Here is a 19,457-nt window from a genome sequence, read left to right on the forward strand (position 1 = left end):
TCACTGATTACTCTCGCTTAATGATGCGATGTCCATTGCATTTTAGCCAGATTTCACCGGTTATCATGCGTTTTTCCTCTGGCTGCGTTTGTTGAAGATCGCGCTTTCCCGCCAAAGTGTTACGTCCGTCAGATCTTTTGTTTATAGATTGGCAATTAAATTGGCGCCAATTTTGGTTGTGTGTTTATATCGGCCTGAACAGTCATTGACCAGGGCACCGTTATGCAATCAACCGACAACACCAACGTTGCGGATAACGCTGAACAGCGCAGCCGCGCGTTGTACTACCGCGGCAGCACCACCATCTTTTCCTGCCGCCACGATCCGCGGTTTCAATATTGTCTCTATGTTCCGCCCGGTTTCGATCGGGATCGGCATGGTTACCGCCTGGTAGTGGCGATGCACGGCACCGGCCGTTCAATGGTCCAATACCGCGATGCGTTCGCTGAATTTGCCCGCTACAACCACTGCGTGGTTCTGGCGCCGCTGTTTCCTGTCGGGCCGCTGGGCGACGGCAATTCTCACGGCTTCAAATACATCATTGAGCAGGATATTCGCTACGACCAGGTGTTGCTGGCGATCGTCGACGAAGTGAGCGCCTTGCTGGCGCATGACTTCGGCCGATTTCTGCTGTTCGGCTATTCTGGCGGCGGCCATTTCGTCCATCGTTTCCTGTATTTGCACCCGGAAAAATTGCTGGCGGTATCGATCGGCGCCCCCGGTTCGGTGACGCTGTTGGACGAAACGAAAAACTGGTGGGTTGGGGTGAAGGATTTCGAAGCTATCTTCGGCAAGCCACTAGATTATGCGGCGTTGCGCCAGGTAGCGGTGCACCTAGTGGTGGGGAAGGTAGATGTGGAAACCTGGGAAATCACCCATCAGCCAACCGGCAAATATTATCAGCCGGGTTGCAACGACGCAGGCAAGACCCGTATCGATCGCAACACCGCCTTGCTGAACAGCCTGCGCGGCAAAGGGATTGATGCGGTGCAGGATATCGTGCCCAACGTCGGCCATGACGGCATGAAAGTGCTGGATTACGTGAAAGATTTCTTCCTGTCGGTATTGCAGAGCACGCGCTGAGGAGCCTGAAGATGACGCAACCGTTTCCCCTTATCGAAATCAGCGGCTCCCCAGAGGAACGCGGCCGGCAATACGGCGAACAAGCCCGCGATCGCATCCATGCCTGCGTGGCGATCTACGGCGACCAACTGGATAAATTGGCGATCGGCCAGGCGCAGCGGCAACGGCTGATCGACGATTTCAGCGCCATCATCGCCGATTTCGATCCGCACTACCTGCAGGAGATGCGCGGTATCGCCGCCGGCGCCGGGGTGCCGCTGGAAGCGATCGTGATGATCAATGCGCGCACCGAAGTGATCGCCCAGGCGCGGCGCTGGCAGCAATGCGCCACGCCGCATGACGATAGCATCAAGGATGGTTGCAGCGGCGCGGTGGTGCTGCCGGAGCGCAGCCGTCACGGCAAGCTGATCCACGGCCAAAACTGGGACTGGCGCGCCGAATGCGCCGAAACCTCGGTGGTGGTGAAAATCCACCGCGACGACGGGCCAGATGTGCTCACCTTCGTTGAAGCCGGCGGCCTGGCGCGCAGCGGCCTCAACCAGGCCGGCATCGCCATTACCGCCAACTATCTGCGCTGCGAGCGCGATTACAGCCAGCAGGGAGTGCCGCTGTCTTTGATCCGCCGTAAAGCGCTGGAGCAGCAACATATGGCGTTGGCGATGCGCGTGGTGGCCACAACGCCGAAATCCTGCTCCAACAACATGATCCTTAGCACGCAAGAAGGGTTCGCCATCGATTTTGAATGCGCGCCGGACGAAAGCTTCACCTTATACCCGCAGCAGGGGCTGCTGGTGCACGCCAACCATTGGGAAAGCCAGGCGGCGCGCTGCAAGGTGCGTGAAGAGGGCATCATCGCTTCGCCGGATTCGTTGTACCGCAGTTGGCGGGTGGCGCAACTGTTGTCCGCCAAAACGCTGCTCGACGAGCAGGACATGAAACAGGCGTTCTTTGATGATTTCGGCAGCCCGTATTCGGTCTGCCGCCCGCCGCGGCCGGGCTTCGACAGCGATCTGTCGGCCACCGTGGCGATGATAGTGATGACGCCGGCTGACGGGGTGATGGAGGTGGCGCCGTTGCCGGCCATCAATCAAACCTTTACCCGCTACACACTCGATTAATCAGGGGAGAGGCACAATGAAAAGAACCGTATTGGCGGCCGTGCTGGCGGGGCTGGCCTTGCCGCTGGCAGCGGCGGAGCCGAACGTGATCCGCTTTGCACTGAATCAAGACATTCGCAGCAGCCAACCGGGCGTCAACCGAGACGGCAATACCGACGACGTGCTGATGCACGTGGTGGAAGGGCTGGTCGGCTACCGCGAGGACGGCACCGTTGGGCCGATGCTGGCCGAAAGCTGGCAGGTTTCCGACGATGGCCGCACCTATACCTTCACCTTGCGCAACGGGGTGAAGTTCCACAACGGCGCGCCGCTCACGGCCCAGGACGTGGTGTGGAGTTGGCAACACTGGAACGATCCTAAAACCCAGTGGCGCTGCCTGCGTGAATTCGACGGCAGCGGGCTGATCCACGTAACATCGGTGACCGCGCCGGACGACCACACGGTGGTGATGAGCCTGGCGCAACCGGTGGCACTGTTCCTCGATACGCTGGCGCGCACCGATTGCGGCGCGGCGGCGGTGATCAATCGGGCGTCGGTGGATGGCGACGGCAAATGGATCAAGCCCATCGGTACCGGCCCGTTCACCTTCGGCACCTGGAAACACGGCGAGTACGTGGCGCTGGATCGCTTTGCCGATTACGCGGCGCGGCCCGGCAAACCGGATGGTTTTGTCGGCGGCAAACAGGCGCTGGTGGATGAGGTGCGCTTTATGGCAGTGCCGGATGCCGCTACGGTGAAAGCGGGGCTGTTGTCCGGCGCGGTGGATTTGGCGCAGGTCAGCCCCATCGATGCCAGCGATCTGAAGCAGAACGCCAATATCGGCATCGAGGCGGCCGCCAACGCCCAGCGCCACGTGATGCTGATCCAAACCCGCGATCCGCTGTTGAAAAACGTCAAACTGCGCCAGGCGATCGCTGCCGCGCTCGATACCCAGCAGATTGCGCTCGGCACCAGCCAGGGCATGGCGACGCCGAGCAACGCGAACGTTTCCACGTCGTCGGCGTTCTACGGCGAGGTGGAAAAGCAGGGCTATCAGCATGATGCGGCACGGGTCGCCGCGTTGCTGAAAGAGGCCGGTTATAAAGGCGAAACCCTGGAAATCATCGCCAATAAGCGCTCCACGGTGCCCAGCTTTGATATGGCGATCATCATTCAGGCGATGCTGCAAGCCGCCGGCATCAATGCCAAAGTCACCACCATGGAGTGGGCCACCCAACTGGAACGGTATCAGTCGGGGCGTTATCAGATGATGACCTTCACCTACTCGGCGCGTTTTCATCCTGCGCTGGCCTATGAGCAAATCGTCGGCGACAAGAGCAAACAATCGCGCAAGGTATGGGACGATCCCGAGGCCATCCGCTTGACCGATCAACTGGCGCACCTGGATGACACGGCGCAGATGCAGCCGATCGTTGATCAGTTGCATAAACAGATGATTGCGCAAGTGCCGCTGATTGTGTTCTACCCCGGTTTGGACATCGTCGCCCACCGCAAGGTGATCCAGGGCTATACATCGTGGTTGGCGGCGGCGGCCCGCTTGTGGAATGTCAGCAAAACCCAATAGCTAAGGAGCACCCATGGTGCAGTTTCTGTTATCGCGCCTGTTGTCGGCGATCCCGACCTTATTGCTGGTGACGGTGCTGGTGTTCCTGCTTACCCGGCTGGTGCCGGGTGATCCGGCGCTGCTGATGCTGGGGGACATGGCCACCGAAGCCAGCCTGGCGGATTTGCGCCATAGCATGGGCCTGGATCAAAGCTTGCCGCAGCAATTCCTGATCTGGTTCAGCCAGGTTCTGCACGGCGATTTCGGCCACTCGATCCAAACCGGGCAGGCAGTGTTGCCGCTGATCCTGCAGCGTTTCGGTGTGACCCTGAGCGTGGTGCTGGCGGCAATTATCATCGCTTCGCTATTGGCGGTGCCGGCCGGCATGCTGGCGGCCTGGAAACAAAACTCGCGCTGGGATATCGGCCTGGTGATGTTTTCCACCTTTCTGCTGTCTATCCCCAGTTTCTGGATGGGGCTGCTGGTGTTGCTGACCTTCGGCCTGAGCCTGGGTTGGTTGCCGGTGGTGGGGTATGTCTCGGTGGCGGATAACCTGCAGTTGGGGGTGCTGTATCTGTTGATGCCGGTGCTAACCCTGGTGCTGGTGGAAATGGGAGCGCTGGTGCGCATGATGCGCGCCAGCACCCTGGAGGTGTTGCGCCTGGACTATGTGACCCACGCCCGCGCCAAGGGCTTGCCGGAGCGGCGGGTGCTGGCGCGCCATGTGTTCCCCAATGCCTTCGGCCCCACCTGGACGCTGATCGGCTTAACCCTGGGCAATCTGTTGAGCGGGGTGGCGGTTACCGAAACGGTCTTCAGTTTGCCGGGGCTTGGGCGCCTGTTGGTAGACGCCATCTACGCGCGCGATTATCCGGTGATCCAGGGCTGCATGCTGTTTATCGCCGCGCTGTATGTGCTGACCAATCTGCTGATTGACGCGCTGTATCCGCTGTTTAACCCGAGGGTGACCGCCTGATGAAACGACAAACCACCATTGCGCCCAATGCCTGGCTGGGGGCGGTGCTGATTGGCTTGATAGTGATGGCCGGCGTGTTGGGCTTCCTGTGGACGCCTTACGATCCGGGCAGCATCAATATTCTGGCGCGCCTGCATGGGCCGGATGCGCAACACTGGTTCGGCACCGACGAATATGGCCGTGATGTTCTGAGCCGCCTGCTGGCCGGCGCCAGCGCCAGCCTGACGATCTCATTGGTGACGGTGGCGTTTGCGCTGACTATCGGCATCTTTCTGGGGCTGGTCAGCGGCTATCTGCGCGGTGCAATCGATCGCCTGATCATGATGGTGACCGACACCCTGCTGGCGTTTCCCGGCATTCTGCTGGCGCTGGGGCTGCTGAGTATTCTGGGCAATAACCGCTACGGCATTATCCTGGCGTTGGGGCTGGCCTATACCCCTTCGGTGGTGCGTATGGTGCGCGGCACGGTGATGGCGCTGCGTGAGGCAGACTTCGTGGCCGCCGCCCGCGTGATGGGCCACAGTGAAACGGCCATTCTGCGCCGGCATGTCATGCCCAATTGCATCGCGCCGTTGACGGTGCTGGCCACCTCGATGCTCGGCTGGGTGTTGATCTCTGAAAGCGCTGGAAGAAAAAGTGGCCCGTGACGGCATTGAACTGACTGACAGCCAGATCGCAGCGCTGGAACGTAAAGCCAGTGATGATGAAGCCTGTGGTGAGATTGAAACCGCTCATCCGGGTTANGTAGGGCGGCAGTAATTTAGCCAGTGCGGCTGATTTACGTTCTGGTGAAATACGTTTCACGATCGGGTCCCATCTTGTCATTAGTGTTTTCGATAGGGGTGCCATCTATCCTGACAGAGGGGGGTTTGGTTACGTCATAACCTTGAGAACTTCAAAAAGCGCCTGAAAGCGCTGGAAGAAAAAGTGGCCCGTGACGGCATTGAACTGACTGACAGCCAGATCGCAGCGCTGGAACGTAAAGCCAGTGATGATGAAGCCTGTGGTGAGATTGAAACCGCTCATCCGGGTTATCTGGGTTCACAGGACACGTTCTACGTGGGCAACCTGAAAGGCGTCGGGCGTATCTATCAACAGACGTTCGTTGATACGTACTCGAAGGTGGCTCACTGCAAGCTTTACGTCACCAAAGCGCCGATTACAGCAGCTGATTTGCTGAATGATAGTGTACTGCCATTTTATGAGTCTCAGGGCCTGCCGATGCTGAGAATACTGACAGACAGAGGTACAGAATATTGCGGCAAAGTGGACCACCATGATTATCAGCTTTATCTGGCGATAAATGACATCGGACACACAAAAACTAAGGCGATGTCACCACAGACCAACGGCATCTGCGAGCGGTTCCATAAAACGATACTGAACGAGTTTTATCAGGTGACGTTCCGCAAAAAGTTATATGGCGATCTTGATACATTACAATCGGATCTTGATGAATGGCTGGCTCACTATAATAATGAGCGAACTCATCAGGGGAAAATGTGCTGTGGCCGGACGCCAATGGAAACATTACTTGATGGAAAGCGCATCTGGGCCGAGAAAAATTTAAGCCAGATGTAATCTGACAGATACCTGTATAAATAACCGGTAACTGTCAGATCAGGTCTGAGCTAATACAGATTATTTATAAACGTAAGCAGGTTGGCCGTCGCTATTGTTTTATTTGCAAAAATCTTGATAAGTTTATGACACAATAGTTTTACGGCCTGATAAGGGTTGAATGGAGTGGCTTACAACCACTCCATTTTTACCTCATGATTCTGACTGGAAATCTTCAATTATTTTCTGATTGTAATCATCCAGATAGTTTTGAAGTTCTTTTCTATCAATCAAACGAACCATTGCGGAATCAGCTAATTCCTTAGCGGATCGGGTGAAGTAAGAGTTTGTCACAACCATTGCTTCATCACACCCATAAAATGCTTTTGCTGAAATTGCCTGCTGCACTGCTGAATTGCCAACGGAGCCAGAATAATTCTTTGCCTGTATAACCATATTCTTCCCGAAGCGGGTAACGAATAAATCTGCCCCCTGATCCTGTGTTTTCTTTGTTTCTTTAACATCATATCCTATAGTCTGGAATATTTCAACCAAGAAGGCCTCAAACTGGAACCCATCCATTGCATCAACAAGATACATTGTGACAAATTTGTTTGGATTAAAATGTTCAAGGCGGGTAGCTAATCTGTCTACTAAAATATCAAAATAGATACTCTCGCAGATAGCAAGGAACTTATCGATAGTGTCAAATGATAATAATGGTGTGCCTGGTGTACTTTCTGCCTGCTCGTTATATGCTATAGCAGGGTACTGAATCTTATTACTCCACAGGTAATACAGGAATAACGAAAGATCTGCACGATAAGTTGTACCAGCCTCTTCGATCCATGATTTTAATGTTTCGGTAAGGGTTGGCTTGATATGACGCTTAACCTCACGGGCAAACCCTGAATAAATAGAGTTGAATGAAGTTGTCAGCAATAGCTTGTCTAGCAATGATGGTAACTGCTCCAGTTCGTTGAATCCTTTTCTAATCAGTACTTCCTGGAATAATCTGATCTCTGAATAATCACTATTGCGTTCACTATTTATGTTACTGTTGCTATCCTGATTGTTATACGAAAATCTTGATGTGTGAATGAAATTAGTAAAATAAGGGTCTTTCAGTGTAGCATATTTCAAAAGAACATTTTCAAGTAGGGCGTTGAGTTGAGACTGCTCTTTCTTCTTACCAAATAAATCTTTTATGATGCCTTTAGACTGGTACTGGAAATCAGGATAATAGGATGGATCTAATGGCGTCATTTGCCGAAATGTTCCAGATACATCTGGAGAGCACCATGGACAGCTTGTTTCGAAGGTTGTTCTAGAACATGAATAGCATTGATAAATCATCATTATCCCTTATTATTTTACATTGATTGCTTAGTGATTTTCTTTTTGGAGAATCATCCTTGAGATTTATCTAAAAATCTTTTAGGTTAATATTGAAATAGGGCGTCAATATCAGTTCTTCAAATAAATCATATTCGTGGTGCGGAACCTTAACAAAGGTAGAGTTGTGATTAGGTGTCCACCATTTCTCGACACCATAATACGCCTCTCTGGCATTAGCTTTGTGGATCAGCCGGAATGGCCTGTCCATCCAACCATCACTGTGTTTTGTGAAATAATTAACCGGGCCAGTGAACTGACCAAGCAGGTACACCCCCTGATTACCATGAGTCAGGTAGAAATAATCGCCAATCGGAGCGTTTACAAACTCCTCTGCCTGGCTGACGGAAGACTGCCCTTTACCAGCGGTCGTGCGGTGAATGTAGACGAGCTTTTCATCAATACATTCGACCATATCCAGGAATGAGAACTCCTTCCAGCCATGTGACAGCTTCCAGAAATTGGGCATCAAATCGGTATTCATAGGCCTCTTAACCTTACGTTGTAAGTGATCGCAATTTGTTGAAATGCGGATCGATTGTGATGACTATTCTGTCGCTGAATACCCATAATCGCAACAAGGTTTGTTGATGAGCTTTTCGCTGAAATCGTTCAAAGAGGATATCGGGAGGGTATGTAGATGCGTTAACTCGCCTAGTTGCTGAAAATGGGTGATCAACACTACTCAGCACTGGCAGGCTAACTATGATGAAAACATTTAGCGCTTTGAAAAAAGTGATTTAGTGATTTAGTGATTGCGGCTTTGTAGGCGAACCTGGTTTCTGGCTGTGCAATTCTGCATTCAACGCAGAGTCGGGTTGCGGTTCATCATCAGCAATTCATCCCTAAGCAAGGGGGCAGTCCGCTTCGTCATCAGCCTGTTGTACGGAGGCCAGTCCGGCAGATTCAGAGGCCAGTTACTTCACTGATTAATCGGTTAACAGGCAGAACTGAAATGAGTGACCTGCAAAAAAACACCCTTCCAGACCGCCCAACGTTGCCGGATTTTGACCTAGTAGACCAGCTAACTACCGCTGCTGTTTAGTGTCCGATTCGCATCTCGTACAATGGTAGGGGGAAATCGGCGATGGTTTCCCCTTATTCTGATGGTTGCAAGGAGCGGCGGTTTTGAGCAAATTCGAGGTTTCAAAAGAATAAAACCAGAGAATAACATGTGTCTACAACCGCTATTGAATATCACTGGGAGGAAGTTGCACCGCTTAATAACCGGTAACGTTTTACGTATCCGCTAATCCCATTCTGACCAAGCTGATATTTAATCGCTATTTACGTCTACAAGGTATATAGACGTATCTATTATGCACTGTATACACTCTATCTCTATATTATTGTATATATATCATTACATACTATAGCCATTATCCATTATCCATTATCCATTATCCATTATCCATTATCCATTATCCATTATCCATTATCCAGTATCCATTATCCAGTATCAGCTATCATGAGGCTCCAGCCTCCAATATTATGATCATTATCCAGCATCTGAACCTTGTTGGGTTCACACAAGATTTGCGTAATTCAGTTGTAAATAAATGGGGGCAGGGCATGGTGCTTTGATCTCAATATACAGGTGAATTATGAAACCATACATTACGCATAACAATATCCTAGTGACAGATTCAACGCTGGACTATTTCAAGTCGGTCGTTTTCAGTATTCCTTATAATGGTGTGCCAAGTTTACGGCGTCCATTTTTTCGCAATATAGCTGTATTTCTTCAGCATGTTATTTGTGTGTCGACCTGTAGTCGTAAAAACAAGAAAAAAGCAAAGATTAAGGCGAGTAAAAAATGGTCTTATTCTGTGCCAGTACCATTTGAGCTGGGTAGGGATAAACTTCCTGGAGTATTTAAGAAAAGTGGACCGACGCATGAACGTGCAATGGAGGCACTGGCAAGCGCGGGGATCATTAAACTAACCGGGTATTCCAATGCTCAAAGTTCTTGCCGGGAATATGCTGTTTCTCAACGTTTCCTGCGTAAGTTGTTTGGCAACGACCGCGAGGCATACCTTAGCCGTAAGGATCGCTACCATTATCTGACTGATATTTTCACCAAGCGTAAAAGCTACTCATTTGATGAATTGATCGGCGTTGCGATCGACCGTGGGCAGAATGCTAAACATCAGCAGTCTAAACGCGAAATCCCTAACGCTGTCTTCAGGGAGCTGGTAGTGAGTGTCTGGAACAACCTTGAGCCGCTTGAAATCAATCTGGATGCATTGCTGGATTACTATAATGAGAATCCCACGAAGAAGAACAAAATATTCATTTTCAACTTTCTGTCGCGACTGGCTGAAACAGGCGTGGATTTGGTGAAGGAATCACCGCTAACGGTTTCTTACAGGCAGTCGTATAAAACAGCGTGCATCGGCGGGAGATCCTTTGAGGTTGGTACAGGCTTCCAGACTCTACCGTCTAAAATGAAGTGGGCGTGTCTGGCACGTGGTGTGAACTATGACATCAAGGGATGCCAGCTTGAGATACTGCGACATGAGCTGTTGAGTATTGGCATTTCGGCCAAGTCGCTGGAGGTGCTGGAAACTCAATATATCTGCCGGGTATTGCGTATTGCTGAAGAACTGGTGAAACAATTCAGGTTTTCCAGCGTATTCAACGCCGGGTTCGTTACGCTATCGCTTAAATCCAGTACCCGACGCTTGCTGAACCGTGAGCTAGGTAAGGTAGAAGCAAAGCGAGTACTGAAACGCTGGAAGCACCTTCTGAAACCCCTGAGGCGAGATCTGGCTTTACTGCTGGATCATTATGAAGGCACTGCTAAAACCAATCGTTACGGTAAATGCGTTACCAACGCGGTAGGGCAATCTTTCAACATTACCTACAAAGATGTGGCAGCGCGTAAACGCAGGAAGTCAGATGTGATGCGCCGAAAGCTGTTGTCGCACATATTACAGGGTCTGGAAAGTCAGGCGGTGTACGATTACGTTGCCAGTCATAAGGGGGTTTGCGCACTGGAGCACGATGGGTTTGTGTCATATGAAGAGGTTACTGACTGGGCTCATCTATATCTTTTAATTGAGAAAAAACATTAAAGGGCCATTCAGTTAGCTGAGGCTCATCACCGGTGGATAAACTCAGCGTGATGACCTTTTGCCCAAGGATCAACATAACCAGATACAAGGAACGTCTGCTCTGAGCGAGGAGCAGAAGTTCGCTTACAGGGTAACCTAATCCGCATGCCAGAGGATCTCTAAAAGATAATTGTTCAGTTTACCGAGTTACTCACAGTAGACCCTCACTTTTTTGGGACTTCCGAGCTTCTGTCTCTTCCCAATAATTAGAAATTAGGGAAGAGAACACGTTGGAATTTTGTTAGAGGGCTATGTCCCGATATTTTTTTGCGAGATATTCTGCATTGCTCATCCACTGCCGAGTAATTGTATGTCTATTTGGCTGGTTGAGAACGGAAAGAGTTTGCTTCCCATTAATTGAATCACCGATAACATACGATGAGACACTGTCACGAAACGCGACAAGTGCCTGAAAGAAACCGTTTCCTGCTGGTAGGCATTTATACATTTTCAGTCGTAGGGGTGTATCCAGAAAAACGTTATCACTCTTGTCAAAAGATGACTTAACCAAATGATATTCATATACCAGTTCGTGGAACGGATCGAAATCAGTGCTATTCACATAGCCTATACTGAAATCCCATTTCTCCAGCCAGTCTAAATGAACTACAGGCAGTTTTTGTTCTAAAAGCTGTTTCAAATGGGCAAGCTGTTCCTCCATAGCGTTTGCATTTTGCTGAATTACTGACGTAAATTGTACTTCAGGGAAATAACGCTGTCGTGCCAAGAGCGGCAAAAAATCAATATTCTCTAGCTGGCTCCAGTAACGAATATGAACTTTAAATGAGGTGCCATCTTTACGAGTATGTGTCAGATAGCCATCAGGCATTGCATTCTGAATTGAAGTATGGGGACTCGCAGTCGTCAGTAAAAAATAGTGCCGTATCGGGTGAGGATAATTATCAGTTTTTTTCAGCTCAACTTCTAAGTTTTCCAAAGTAAAAGGGCGTGAATACCATTTGCATTGTGCTACCACTGGTAGTGTGTTGATAGGCCAACTTATAATATCAACTCCGCCCTGCGCCTGGCCTGGTGAACCAAAACAAACGAAACTCACGTCCCTACCTACACTTTTACTTACGATTTCTTTCATTCACCAACAACAAAAATCTTCAAAGTCTGTTGCAGAGCGAAAATTCAGGTTACGCATCACAGTTCTCTAAAATCATCCCAAAAAGTGATTATGTCCTATTCCAGCCATGTACGCAATTTCCGATTATAATCATCATGATAGTTCGCAGTTGCTCACAAAAACAATGGAAGAGTATTAAATTAAATGAACTTATCGTTCATGAATCCACCGCATATTAAATTTTGCATGTGGATATAAAATTCCCACCTTGCAAGATTTCTCTTTTTTTGTGCGTGTTAAGTGGAGGCTACAGCCAATAAATCAACTGTGATTCAATACTATCTAAGATATCAAGTACTACTTGTTCAGGCTGTATCCAATCAAGAGTAATATATTCGTTATCAATAAAAAACCAAGTGGTGCATCTGTAGATATGTTTTGACTTACTTTGGAACTCAGGTGCATGTAACTTCAATGCTGCGCTATGACCACCATAGAAGCGTGATGTATTTTTTGTCTTTCCAACATAGACCAATTCTTCATCATCTCCATCACCACAAGATATCAGGTAAATGGGTAGTGATGGTAAGGGAGCTTCACCCAATTTAGTTAAGATTTCTTCCTGCTTCCATCTGTCAAGCGATCTGATCTTGCCCAGCGACGGTGGACACTGCCTTAAGCGAGGTTTCTTTCCTCAAATTGCACCGGGCTTAGCCCGCCGTTGGCACTATGCCGTCGGTGCCGATTGTAGTCTATCTCGATATACTCGAATACCGCCGATTTCATCTCCTCCCGCGTGTTGAACCTCTCTCCGTGGATCAGTTCCACTTTCAGGCTGTGGAAGAAACTTTCCGCACAGGCGTTATCAAAACAACAGCCCTTCGCGCTCATACTGCATATCAGTCCATTATCTTTGATAACACCCTGATAATCATGGGAACAATACTGGCTCCCTCTGTCAGAATGAACTATCACGCCGCGCGGCATCTTTCGCCGCCACAGCGCCATTTTCAGCGTATTGCACGCCAGCTCTGCCGTNACCAGATGTAACCTGACAGATACCTGTATAAATAACCGGTAGCTGTCAGATCAGGTCTGAGCTAATACAACTAATTCATCCATTAATTTTAAATGTATTTCCTTTTAATTTTACTCAACTCAACAACCTGATGGCTAAATGATAGATTCACTGTATCAATATACTCAAAAACTTGCCCCTCAATATCGATGAAAGTGTTTTTGGGACCATTGCTAATGCGTATGCCTATTTCACCAAGTACTATAATCATTTTTCTTTGATGGGTTTTATATTTGTAATCTTTATTTTCATCAGTTATGTGTGCATTCGCCTCATTAATAACATCCTGAATATTATTGATTATAGCCAAGTAATGATTAGATACGGAAATGTCCCCATCTTTTGCCTTTGGAAACATTACCTTATACCACCGAAATAAGTTTATACCTTCAGGGTAGATACTCGTTCTTTTAGAAAGTTCAGCACTAGAGAATTCGCGAAACATTGTAAGGTGAGCAGTGTAATTACTATTATTATTATTTTTAACACCTGAATAATAAGTCATCAAGGCAATAATTACACCAAAAACAGTTACAAAAGTCGTCATTAGATAAACAAATGCTTGAAAATACAGCACAATTCCTGAAACTTCTTTTGCAAAATTATCCAGGCATTGACTGCTAAGGCAAAAATTTCTTTCATAAAGTCTTTTATCATCAATCGTCTGATACAATGACATGATGGTAAAAATAACAAAAAGGATGGTTGCGCATACAACTATATAAATTAACGCCTTTAACTTCCTATTCACGCTGGCTTTACCTTTTTCAATCGTTCTTTAAACGTATCGACTATTCCATCAAATGCTTTCGAACGAGTCAGGATGATTAATTTATATAGTGTAAGATTATATTTTCTCTTATACCAATGTTTGTTGCCATTGCCTTTTAAACATGAACTTTCGAGACTGGTTACAGCAGCCTCAACAATTTCAATATCTCTTGGCGATGGCATTGGTTTTATTGCCAACAACTGTTCTTTAAATAACTTATATTTATCATGACCAACACGCCCTAGCTTGTTTATACGACCCATGCATCTGTTAAATTCTTTTCTGTATGCTATGCTTGTTTTGGTGTTATTTTTCACAGCAAGTTTTTTGAGATTATGTAGAGACGCTCTAATACGCTTCACTTCATCGCCAGGTAGTCGTGGAGAATTGTAATCCACTCGTAATCCATGTATTTTTATCGGCTCTGATGAACAGTGAAATATTTTAGTCTTACGTTTATTCACAGGTAAATCATGAGTGGAAAGCATATTTTCAATATGACTTAATATTTGCGTAAAATCATAACCATTAATTTTTGATGATACAGTAATATCATCAACTAAACGAGTGTATACAAGATTTTTTCTTATGGCTCTTTGATAAACACTTCCTTCTTGTTCATAAAGACATAGAGTTGCTATATAACTTGATGTTAGTGCTCCCTGAACTACAAAGTCACCCTTACAACATAAATTTGTGACATATTCCAAAGCTTCGTCTCGAATATTCAACACATTGTTAAATACATCACGAACCAAATCCTTATGAATATTATCAAAGAAATTACTTATATCTACTTTTAAAACTGTTTTTGCTCCACAATGAGCCTTTGCACAGGATACATAATCGCGTTTGATATTGGAATTTGCACCATCATTTTTACTAGGTACAGAACCAAAGAGAAACGGAGAAAAAATCACTAATTCCTTGAAAATTCTCTTGTTAATTCGAGATTGTAACAATCTCATCTTTGGATGAAGGGAGTAGACTACTCTTTTACTTCCATCTGCTTTTGGAAGTTCTTTTCTTACGTATTTTTCATCTTCCGATAGTGCTGCAATTTCATTCAACTCATCAATTGAGATGGATAAAGTTTGAGCTAGTTTCTGAAGCGTTGAAATAGGGGCTTTTGATTTACTGTATGGTTTTAATTTGTCCATAATTTCACCAAACAAAGTTACGTACGGTCTACCCATGCTCAAGGGTGGAGACAACAAAGATGTTTACATCAACAATCGTCAGTAGCAGCCAGTGTTATCTTTTCGACCGTACGTAATGTCGTCGGCTACGGCACCATCGTAGGTGGCGATGGTGGGGCCTTACCGATAGGTCCATAAAGGACGCTTTAATTAAAAAGCAAAATCTAACGATTTAGAAAGTTGATTGTCACATACTAAGCGGAACGCTAGTGCTACGCGTATGTTGCAATGAAACTTATTAAAGTTCAACCAAATTTTATTGCAATTGAGATTTGCATGGTCGCGCAATACTTTCACAGCCAGACCTTATCTCTTTATATGGTGCTTACTCTTTAATGTCCGCTCCTCGCTCATAGCCGACTGTCAGATAAGATTGTTTTCTATCCGAGGAAACTGTCAGTTCAAGTCTGAGCTAATACAGATAGCGCCGCTTCCTGCGGCAAATCAATGCCGATGCTCTGCGAAAAATCAGCGATTAGTGCCGTGCGCGCCGTTAGGCGTTGCTGCTGCTGATCGCGGTACGCTGCTTTACGATGCGCGGTTTCAATCGCACGCTGTTCTAATCAGTCGGCGAGCGTGTCCTTGTGGTGTATGGCATTGCCCGCTTGTGTACTGAACTCATTGCATGCAACTGGTTTTTCCGCCAGTCGAAACGCAAGCGCCATAACTGATACTCCCACCACACGGGGCGGGTGAGTGGCGCTATGGAGGAAACAAACAGATTGCGATCGAGTGAGGCTCTTTTTTTGTTCGGTAGGCTTGGCTGCACAGGCCCAGTTTTTCCATCCTGGGGGCATAATGCGCAGAGCGCGAACTTCAATCGCAATATTGCGGTAAACAAACAGCAGGGCGGAGCTGTGAACTCTGAATGATGGCCGTGTCTATCAACGCGTACGCCGTATTCTTAAAGCTATTGCCTCAAATCTGCCGGCGGGGCAGTCGCTACATGTGCTGCGGCATTCGTTGCCGACCATTTCATGATAAACGGAGGCAACATTCTTTCGCTGCAAAAAATCCTTGGCTACGCCAGCATTCTGCAGGCAAAGAGCTATGCGTACCTGGCGCTGGACTAGCTGCAAGATGCCGTAAAATTCAATCCACTTGATAATGAACGCATAACCATGGATGATCCATAGATTGTCCCAAACACCCACGCTATCGCAAGTTTTCGCAGGTAGTTATACGCATGCTTTTTCTCAATAAAATAGTATGTTATTGATTTTAAAAATGTAATCTTAGGCGGCTCAGGCCGCCTTATTCTTTTAGCGGCATAAACCGTTAGCAATTAGTGATATGCATCGCAACCTGAATATTGTTTAAAACAGAAGCTGGTATGATGAGTTAAAATATTGTTAATTTGCGGTTGCGCGTTAGAGGCTGCGATGATGATGAGTAATGATTTCAGGAGTAATACCTTGGATAAGGTCTGGTTAAAACGCTACCCGGCAGATGTTCCGGCGGAAATAAATGCCGATCGATACGCGTCTTTAGTGGATATGTTTGAACGTGCCGCAGTGCGTTATGCGGATCAACCGGCGTTCATCAACATGGGCGCAGTAATGACCTTCCGCAAGCTGGAAGAGCGCAGCCGGGCCTTCGCCGCTTATCTGCAAAATTCGCTGGGGCTGAAGCCCGGCGATCGCGTTGCGGTGATGATGCCCAACCTATTGCAATACCCGATCGCATTATTCGGCATCCTGCGCGCCGGGATGGTGGTCGTCAACGTCAACCCCCTTTATACGCCCAGGGAGCTGGAGCACCAGCTTAACGACAGCGGCGCCGCGGCGATTGTCATCGTCTCCAATTTTGCCCACACCCTGGAAAAAGTGGTTTATAAAACCCAGGTGAAGCATGTGATCCTGACGCGCATGGGCGATCAGCTGTCCACGGCCAAGGGGACGCTGGTGAACTTTGTGGTGAAGTATATCAAGCGCCTGGTGCCAAAATACAACCTGCCGGACGCCATCTCGTATCGCGCAGCCTTGCAGCAGGGGCGGCGGCTCCAGTATGTGAAGCCGGCGATTACCAACGACGATCTGGCCTTTTTGCAGTACACCGGCGGCACCACCGGCGTGGCCAAGGGGGCGATGCTCACCCACCGGAATATGCAGGCTAACCTGGAGCAGGCGAAAGCCGCCTACGCCCCGTTATTGCAGGGTAACCAGACGCTGGTGGTGACGGCGTTGCCGCTGTATCACATTTTTGCGCTGACGGTGAACTGCCTGTTGTTTATCGATCTGGGGGCTAACAACCTGCTGATTACCAACCCGCGCGATATTCCAGGCTTGGTCAAGGAACTGGCTAAATATCCCTTTACAGTGATGACCGGCGTAAACACGTTGTTTAACGCGTTGCTGAATAATACGGATTTTTGCCGGCTCGATTTTTCCACCCTGCGGTTGTCGGTGGGCGGCGGTATGTCGGTGCAGAAGACCGTGGCGGATAAATGGCAAAGCATTACCGGCAGGCACCTGCTGGAAGGCTACGGCCTGACGGAATGTGCGCCGTTGGTCACCGGCAACCCTTATGATCTGCAGCGCTACAGCGGCAGTATCGGTTTGCCGGTGCCTTCAACCGAAGTTCGCCTGCTGGACGACGCCGGGCACGATGTGCCTGCCGGATCGCCGGGTGAACTGTGGGTAAAAGGGCCGCAAGTTATGTTAGGCTATTGGCAACGTCCTGAAGCGACGGCCGAAGTATTGCAAGACGGCTGGCTTGCCACCGGTGATATCGTTACCGTGGACGATGAAGGGTTTATCCGCATAGTCGATCGTAAAAAAGACATGATCCTGGTTTCCGGGTTTAACGTTTATCCCAACGAGATCGAAGAGGTGGTCAGCCAACATCCCAAAGTATTGGAATGCGCGGCCATCGGTGTGCCGAGCGATGCCTCCGGCGAGGCGGTGAAGATCTGCGTGGTGAAGAAAGACGCCTCGTTGACGGCCGAAGAGCTACAGGCGCATTGCCGCCGGCACCTGACAGGGTATAAAGTGCCTAAACTCGTTGAGTTCCGTAGTGAGTTGCCCAAATCGAACGTGGGTAAGATCTTGCGGCGTGAACTGCGGGATGAGCAAAAAAAACCGTTGGCGGCTGATGCCGCCGCTTAGCGGGCTCATGCGCCGCTGCGGGCACCGCCCGGGGTTTTTACCAGAGAGTTCTTATCAACAGCGCCGGTGTATTGCCGGCGTTGTTATGTTGTGAATCATACAAATAGCAAAGAGAATGATGTTTTGAATTATCAGTTGATCACTACAGACGCCGGGTTGCAGCAGGTCTGCGAGCAGGCAAGAAACCATGGCCAGATCGCACTGGACACCGAGTTTGTCAGAACGCGCACCTACTACCCGCAGTTGGGTTTGATCCAATTATACGATGGTGAACAACTCTCGCTGATTGATCCGTTGCCGATCGTAGAATGGCAACCGTTCATCGACCTGTTGGCGGACAGCCGCGTAGTCAAGTTCCTGCATGCCGGCAGCGAAGATTTGGAAGTGTTTCTCAATGCGTTCAAAACCCTGCCGGCGCCGTTGGTGGATACCCAGATCCTGGCGGCGTTCTCTGGCCGTTCATTATCCTGCGGTTTTGCCAGCCTGGTGGCGGAATACATGGGGGTTGAGCTGGATAAGAGCGAGTCGCGGACCGATTGGCTGGCCCGCCCGTTGACCGAAAAGCAGTGTGTTTACGCCGCCGCTGATGTGTTCTACCTGTTGCCTATGGCGAAGCGCCTGGTGCAGGAAACCGAAGAAGCAGGGTGGACGGCGGCGGCGGCCAATGAGTGCCTGCTGCTGTGCCAACGCCGCAGCGAGGTGCTGGCGCCGGAATTGGCTTACCGTGAAATCTCCAATGCCTGGCAACTGCGCCCGCGGCAACTGGCCTGCCTGCAAAAACTGGCGGCGTGGCGCCTAAACCAGGCGCGCGAGCGCGATCTGGCGGTGAATTTCGTCGTGCGTGAGGAAAACCTGCTGCAGGTGGCGCGCTGTATGCCATCTTCGCTGGGGGAGCTGGATTCCCTGGGGCTGAGCGGCCCGGAGATCCGCTACCACGGCAAAACGCTGCTGGCACTGGTGGCCGAAGCTAACGCGCTGGATGACGCTGCGTTGCCTGCTCCCGTGGCGAATCTGGTCGATCACCCTGGCTATAAAAAGGTGTTTAAGGATATTAAAGCGGCGATTGTTACCGTCAGCGAGCAAAGCGGTTTAAGCAGCGAACTGCTGGCATCCCGCCGCCAGATTAACCAATTGCTGAACTGGCATTGGCAATTGAAATGCGGTGATAACCAACCAGAATTAATCAGCGGCTGGCGCGGTGAGTTATTGGCCGAAGCGCTGCAGAATATTTTGAAAAATTATTAAGCAAACCGCATTGATAATGGAGCAGCGGCAACTCTGCTTCATTATTATTTTAATGAAATAGATTCTTTCAGGTAATTTTACCGCCATGATTAACTCTAAGGGAAAAATAGGCGAACTTAACTGAGATTAGTCTCAAAGAGAAATAGGCGGTGATTTAGCGGGCGCAGAGAATATAACTGGATGCACATACAGT

The 19,457-nt window shown here is 49.1% G+C and carries 13 protein-coding genes and 4 pseudogenes; 11 read left to right on the forward strand and 6 right to left on the reverse strand.

Annotated features, from left to right (window positions below):
• Window positions 1-222: 222 nt before the first annotated feature.
• The 7 genes and pseudogenes from ABFX35_RS06910 to ABFX35_RS06940 form a co-directional block, all read left to right on the forward strand.
• Window positions 223-1,083, forward strand: coding sequence for an alpha/beta hydrolase family protein (locus ABFX35_RS06910; protein ID WP_346080004.1), 861 nt, complete (start codon window positions 223-225; stop codon window positions 1,081-1,083).
• 11 nt (window positions 1,084-1,094) lie between these two features.
• Window positions 1,095-2,201 (forward strand): C45 family autoproteolytic acyltransferase/hydrolase, encoded by a 1,107-nt coding sequence (locus ABFX35_RS06915; RefSeq protein WP_346080006.1) that lies wholly within the window; start codon window positions 1,095-1,097, stop codon window positions 2,199-2,201.
• Window positions 2,202-2,217: 16 nt separating this feature from the next.
• A complete protein-coding gene (locus tag ABFX35_RS06920; protein WP_346080008.1) occupies window positions 2,218-3,765 on the forward strand; it encodes an ABC transporter substrate-binding protein in 1,548 nt (515 codons plus the stop codon).
• A gap of 13 nt (window positions 3,766-3,778) precedes the next feature.
• A complete protein-coding gene (locus tag ABFX35_RS06925; protein ID WP_279025746.1) occupies window positions 3,779-4,720 on the forward strand; it encodes an ABC transporter permease in 942 nt (313 codons plus the stop codon).
• Window positions 4,721-5,043: 323 nt separating this feature from the next.
• Window positions 5,044-5,367, forward strand: a complete 324-nt coding sequence (locus tag ABFX35_RS06930; RefSeq protein WP_346080870.1) for an ABC transporter permease subunit — start codon at window positions 5,044-5,046, stop codon at window positions 5,365-5,367.
• Window positions 5,336-5,476: pseudogene (locus ABFX35_RS06935) on the forward strand (IS481 family transposase); the annotation flags it as partial. The gene ABFX35_RS06930 and the pseudogene ABFX35_RS06935, both read left to right, overlap by 32 nt.
• Window positions 5,477-5,581: 105 nt before the next feature.
• Window positions 5,582-6,301 (forward strand): annotated as a pseudogene (locus tag ABFX35_RS06940) (integrase core domain-containing protein); the annotation flags it as partial.
• Window positions 6,302-6,493: 192 nt separating this feature from the next.
• Here ABFX35_RS06940 and ABFX35_RS06945 read toward each other — a convergent pair.
• Both ABFX35_RS06945 and ABFX35_RS06950 read right to left on the reverse strand, forming a co-directional pair.
• On the reverse strand, window positions 6,494-7,636 hold the full coding sequence (locus ABFX35_RS06945; RefSeq protein ID WP_044068548.1) for a restriction endonuclease: 1,143 nt from the start codon (window positions 7,634-7,636) through the stop codon (window positions 6,494-6,496).
• A 70-nt stretch (window positions 7,637-7,706) separates the two neighbouring features.
• Window positions 7,707-8,159 carry a hypothetical protein gene (locus tag ABFX35_RS06950; RefSeq protein WP_001090726.1) on the reverse strand — a complete coding sequence of 151 codons (453 nt, stop codon included), beginning with the start codon at window positions 8,157-8,159 and terminating at the stop codon, window positions 7,707-7,709.
• Between the two features lie 1,120 nt (window positions 8,160-9,279).
• Between ABFX35_RS06950 and ABFX35_RS06955 the strand changes: the two genes are divergently transcribed.
• The gene (locus ABFX35_RS06955) at window positions 9,280-10,752 is read left to right on the forward strand and encodes a hypothetical protein (protein WP_346080010.1); all 1,473 of its coding nucleotides are present in this window, start codon (window positions 9,280-9,282) and stop codon (window positions 10,750-10,752) included.
• Between the two features lie 280 nt (window positions 10,753-11,032).
• Here the strand turns inward: ABFX35_RS06955 and ABFX35_RS06960 are convergent, their stop codons facing one another.
• The 4 genes and pseudogenes from ABFX35_RS06960 to ABFX35_RS06975 all read right to left on the reverse strand — a co-directional run bounded on the left by ABFX35_RS06960 (window position 11,033) and on the right by ABFX35_RS06975 (window position 14,873).
• Entirely contained in the window at window positions 11,033-11,884 is an 852-nt protein-coding gene (locus tag ABFX35_RS06960; protein WP_144049341.1) for a hypothetical protein, read from the reverse strand.
• 654 nt (window positions 11,885-12,538) lie between these two features.
• Window positions 12,539-12,901, reverse strand: a pseudogene (locus ABFX35_RS06965) (IS3 family transposase); the annotation flags it as partial.
• A gap of 89 nt (window positions 12,902-12,990) precedes the next feature.
• Complete coding sequence (locus tag ABFX35_RS06970; protein ID WP_346080013.1) at window positions 12,991-13,692, reverse strand: retron Ec48 family effector membrane protein; 702 nt, start codon at window positions 13,690-13,692, stop codon at window positions 12,991-12,993.
• Window positions 13,689-14,873 carry a reverse transcriptase family protein gene (locus ABFX35_RS06975; RefSeq protein WP_346080015.1) on the reverse strand — a complete coding sequence of 395 codons (1,185 nt, stop codon included), beginning with the start codon at window positions 14,871-14,873 and terminating at the stop codon, window positions 13,689-13,691. Before ABFX35_RS06975 ends, ABFX35_RS06970 begins: the two co-directional genes overlap by 4 nt.
• 921 nt (window positions 14,874-15,794) lie before the next feature.
• On the opposite strand from ABFX35_RS06975, the pseudogene ABFX35_RS24155 reads away from it, so the two are divergent.
• From ABFX35_RS24155 to rnd, 3 genes and pseudogenes are all read left to right on the forward strand, one after another.
• Window positions 15,795-15,985, forward strand: a pseudogene (locus ABFX35_RS24155) (phage integrase); the annotation flags it as partial.
• Window positions 15,986-16,327: 342 nt separating this feature from the next.
• Window positions 16,328-18,019, forward strand: a complete 1,692-nt coding sequence (gene fadD, locus ABFX35_RS06980; RefSeq protein WP_346080017.1) for a long-chain-fatty-acid--CoA ligase FadD — start codon at window positions 16,328-16,330, stop codon at window positions 18,017-18,019.
• Between the two features lie 123 nt (window positions 18,020-18,142).
• A complete protein-coding gene (gene rnd / locus ABFX35_RS06985) occupies window positions 18,143-19,264 on the forward strand; it encodes a ribonuclease D (protein ID WP_279028282.1) in 1,122 nt (373 codons plus the stop codon).
• Window positions 19,265-19,457: the final 193 nt, after the last annotated feature.

It is taken from the genome of Gibbsiella dentisursi (assembly GCF_039539505.1).
GTDB classification, from domain to species: Bacteria; Pseudomonadota; Gammaproteobacteria; order Enterobacterales; family Enterobacteriaceae; genus Gibbsiella; species Gibbsiella quercinecans.

Bases quoted from the DNA above. Each gene is read 5' to 3' on its own strand.
- ABFX35_RS06910 (WP_346080004.1), top strand. From the start codon at position 223: ATGCAATCAACCGACAACACCAACGTTGCGGATAACGCTGAACAGCGC.
- ABFX35_RS06915 (WP_346080006.1), top strand. From the start codon at position 1,095: ATGACGCAACCGTTTCCCCTTATCGAAATCAGCGGCTCCCCAGAGGAA.
- ABFX35_RS06920 (WP_346080008.1), top strand. From the start codon at position 2,218: ATGAAAAGAACCGTATTGGCGGCCGTGCTGGCGGGGCTGGCCTTGCCG.
- ABFX35_RS06925 (WP_279025746.1), top strand. From the start codon at position 3,779: ATGGTGCAGTTTCTGTTATCGCGCCTGTTGTCGGCGATCCCGACCTTA.
- ABFX35_RS06930 (WP_346080870.1), top strand. From the start codon at position 5,044: ATGGTGACCGACACCCTGCTGGCGTTTCCCGGCATTCTGCTGGCGCTG.
- ABFX35_RS06945 (WP_044068548.1), bottom strand. From the start codon at position 7,636: ATGATTTATCAATGCTATTCATGTTCTAGAACAACCTTCGAAACAAGC.
- ABFX35_RS06950 (WP_001090726.1), bottom strand. From the start codon at position 8,159: ATGAATACCGATTTGATGCCCAATTTCTGGAAGCTGTCACATGGCTGG.
- ABFX35_RS06955 (WP_346080010.1), top strand. From the start codon at position 9,280: ATGAAACCATACATTACGCATAACAATATCCTAGTGACAGATTCAACG.
- ABFX35_RS06960 (WP_144049341.1), bottom strand. From the start codon at position 11,884: ATGAAAGAAATCGTAAGTAAAAGTGTAGGTAGGGACGTGAGTTTCGTT.
- ABFX35_RS06975 (WP_346080015.1), bottom strand. From the start codon at position 14,873: ATGGACAAATTAAAACCATACAGTAAATCAAAAGCCCCTATTTCAACG.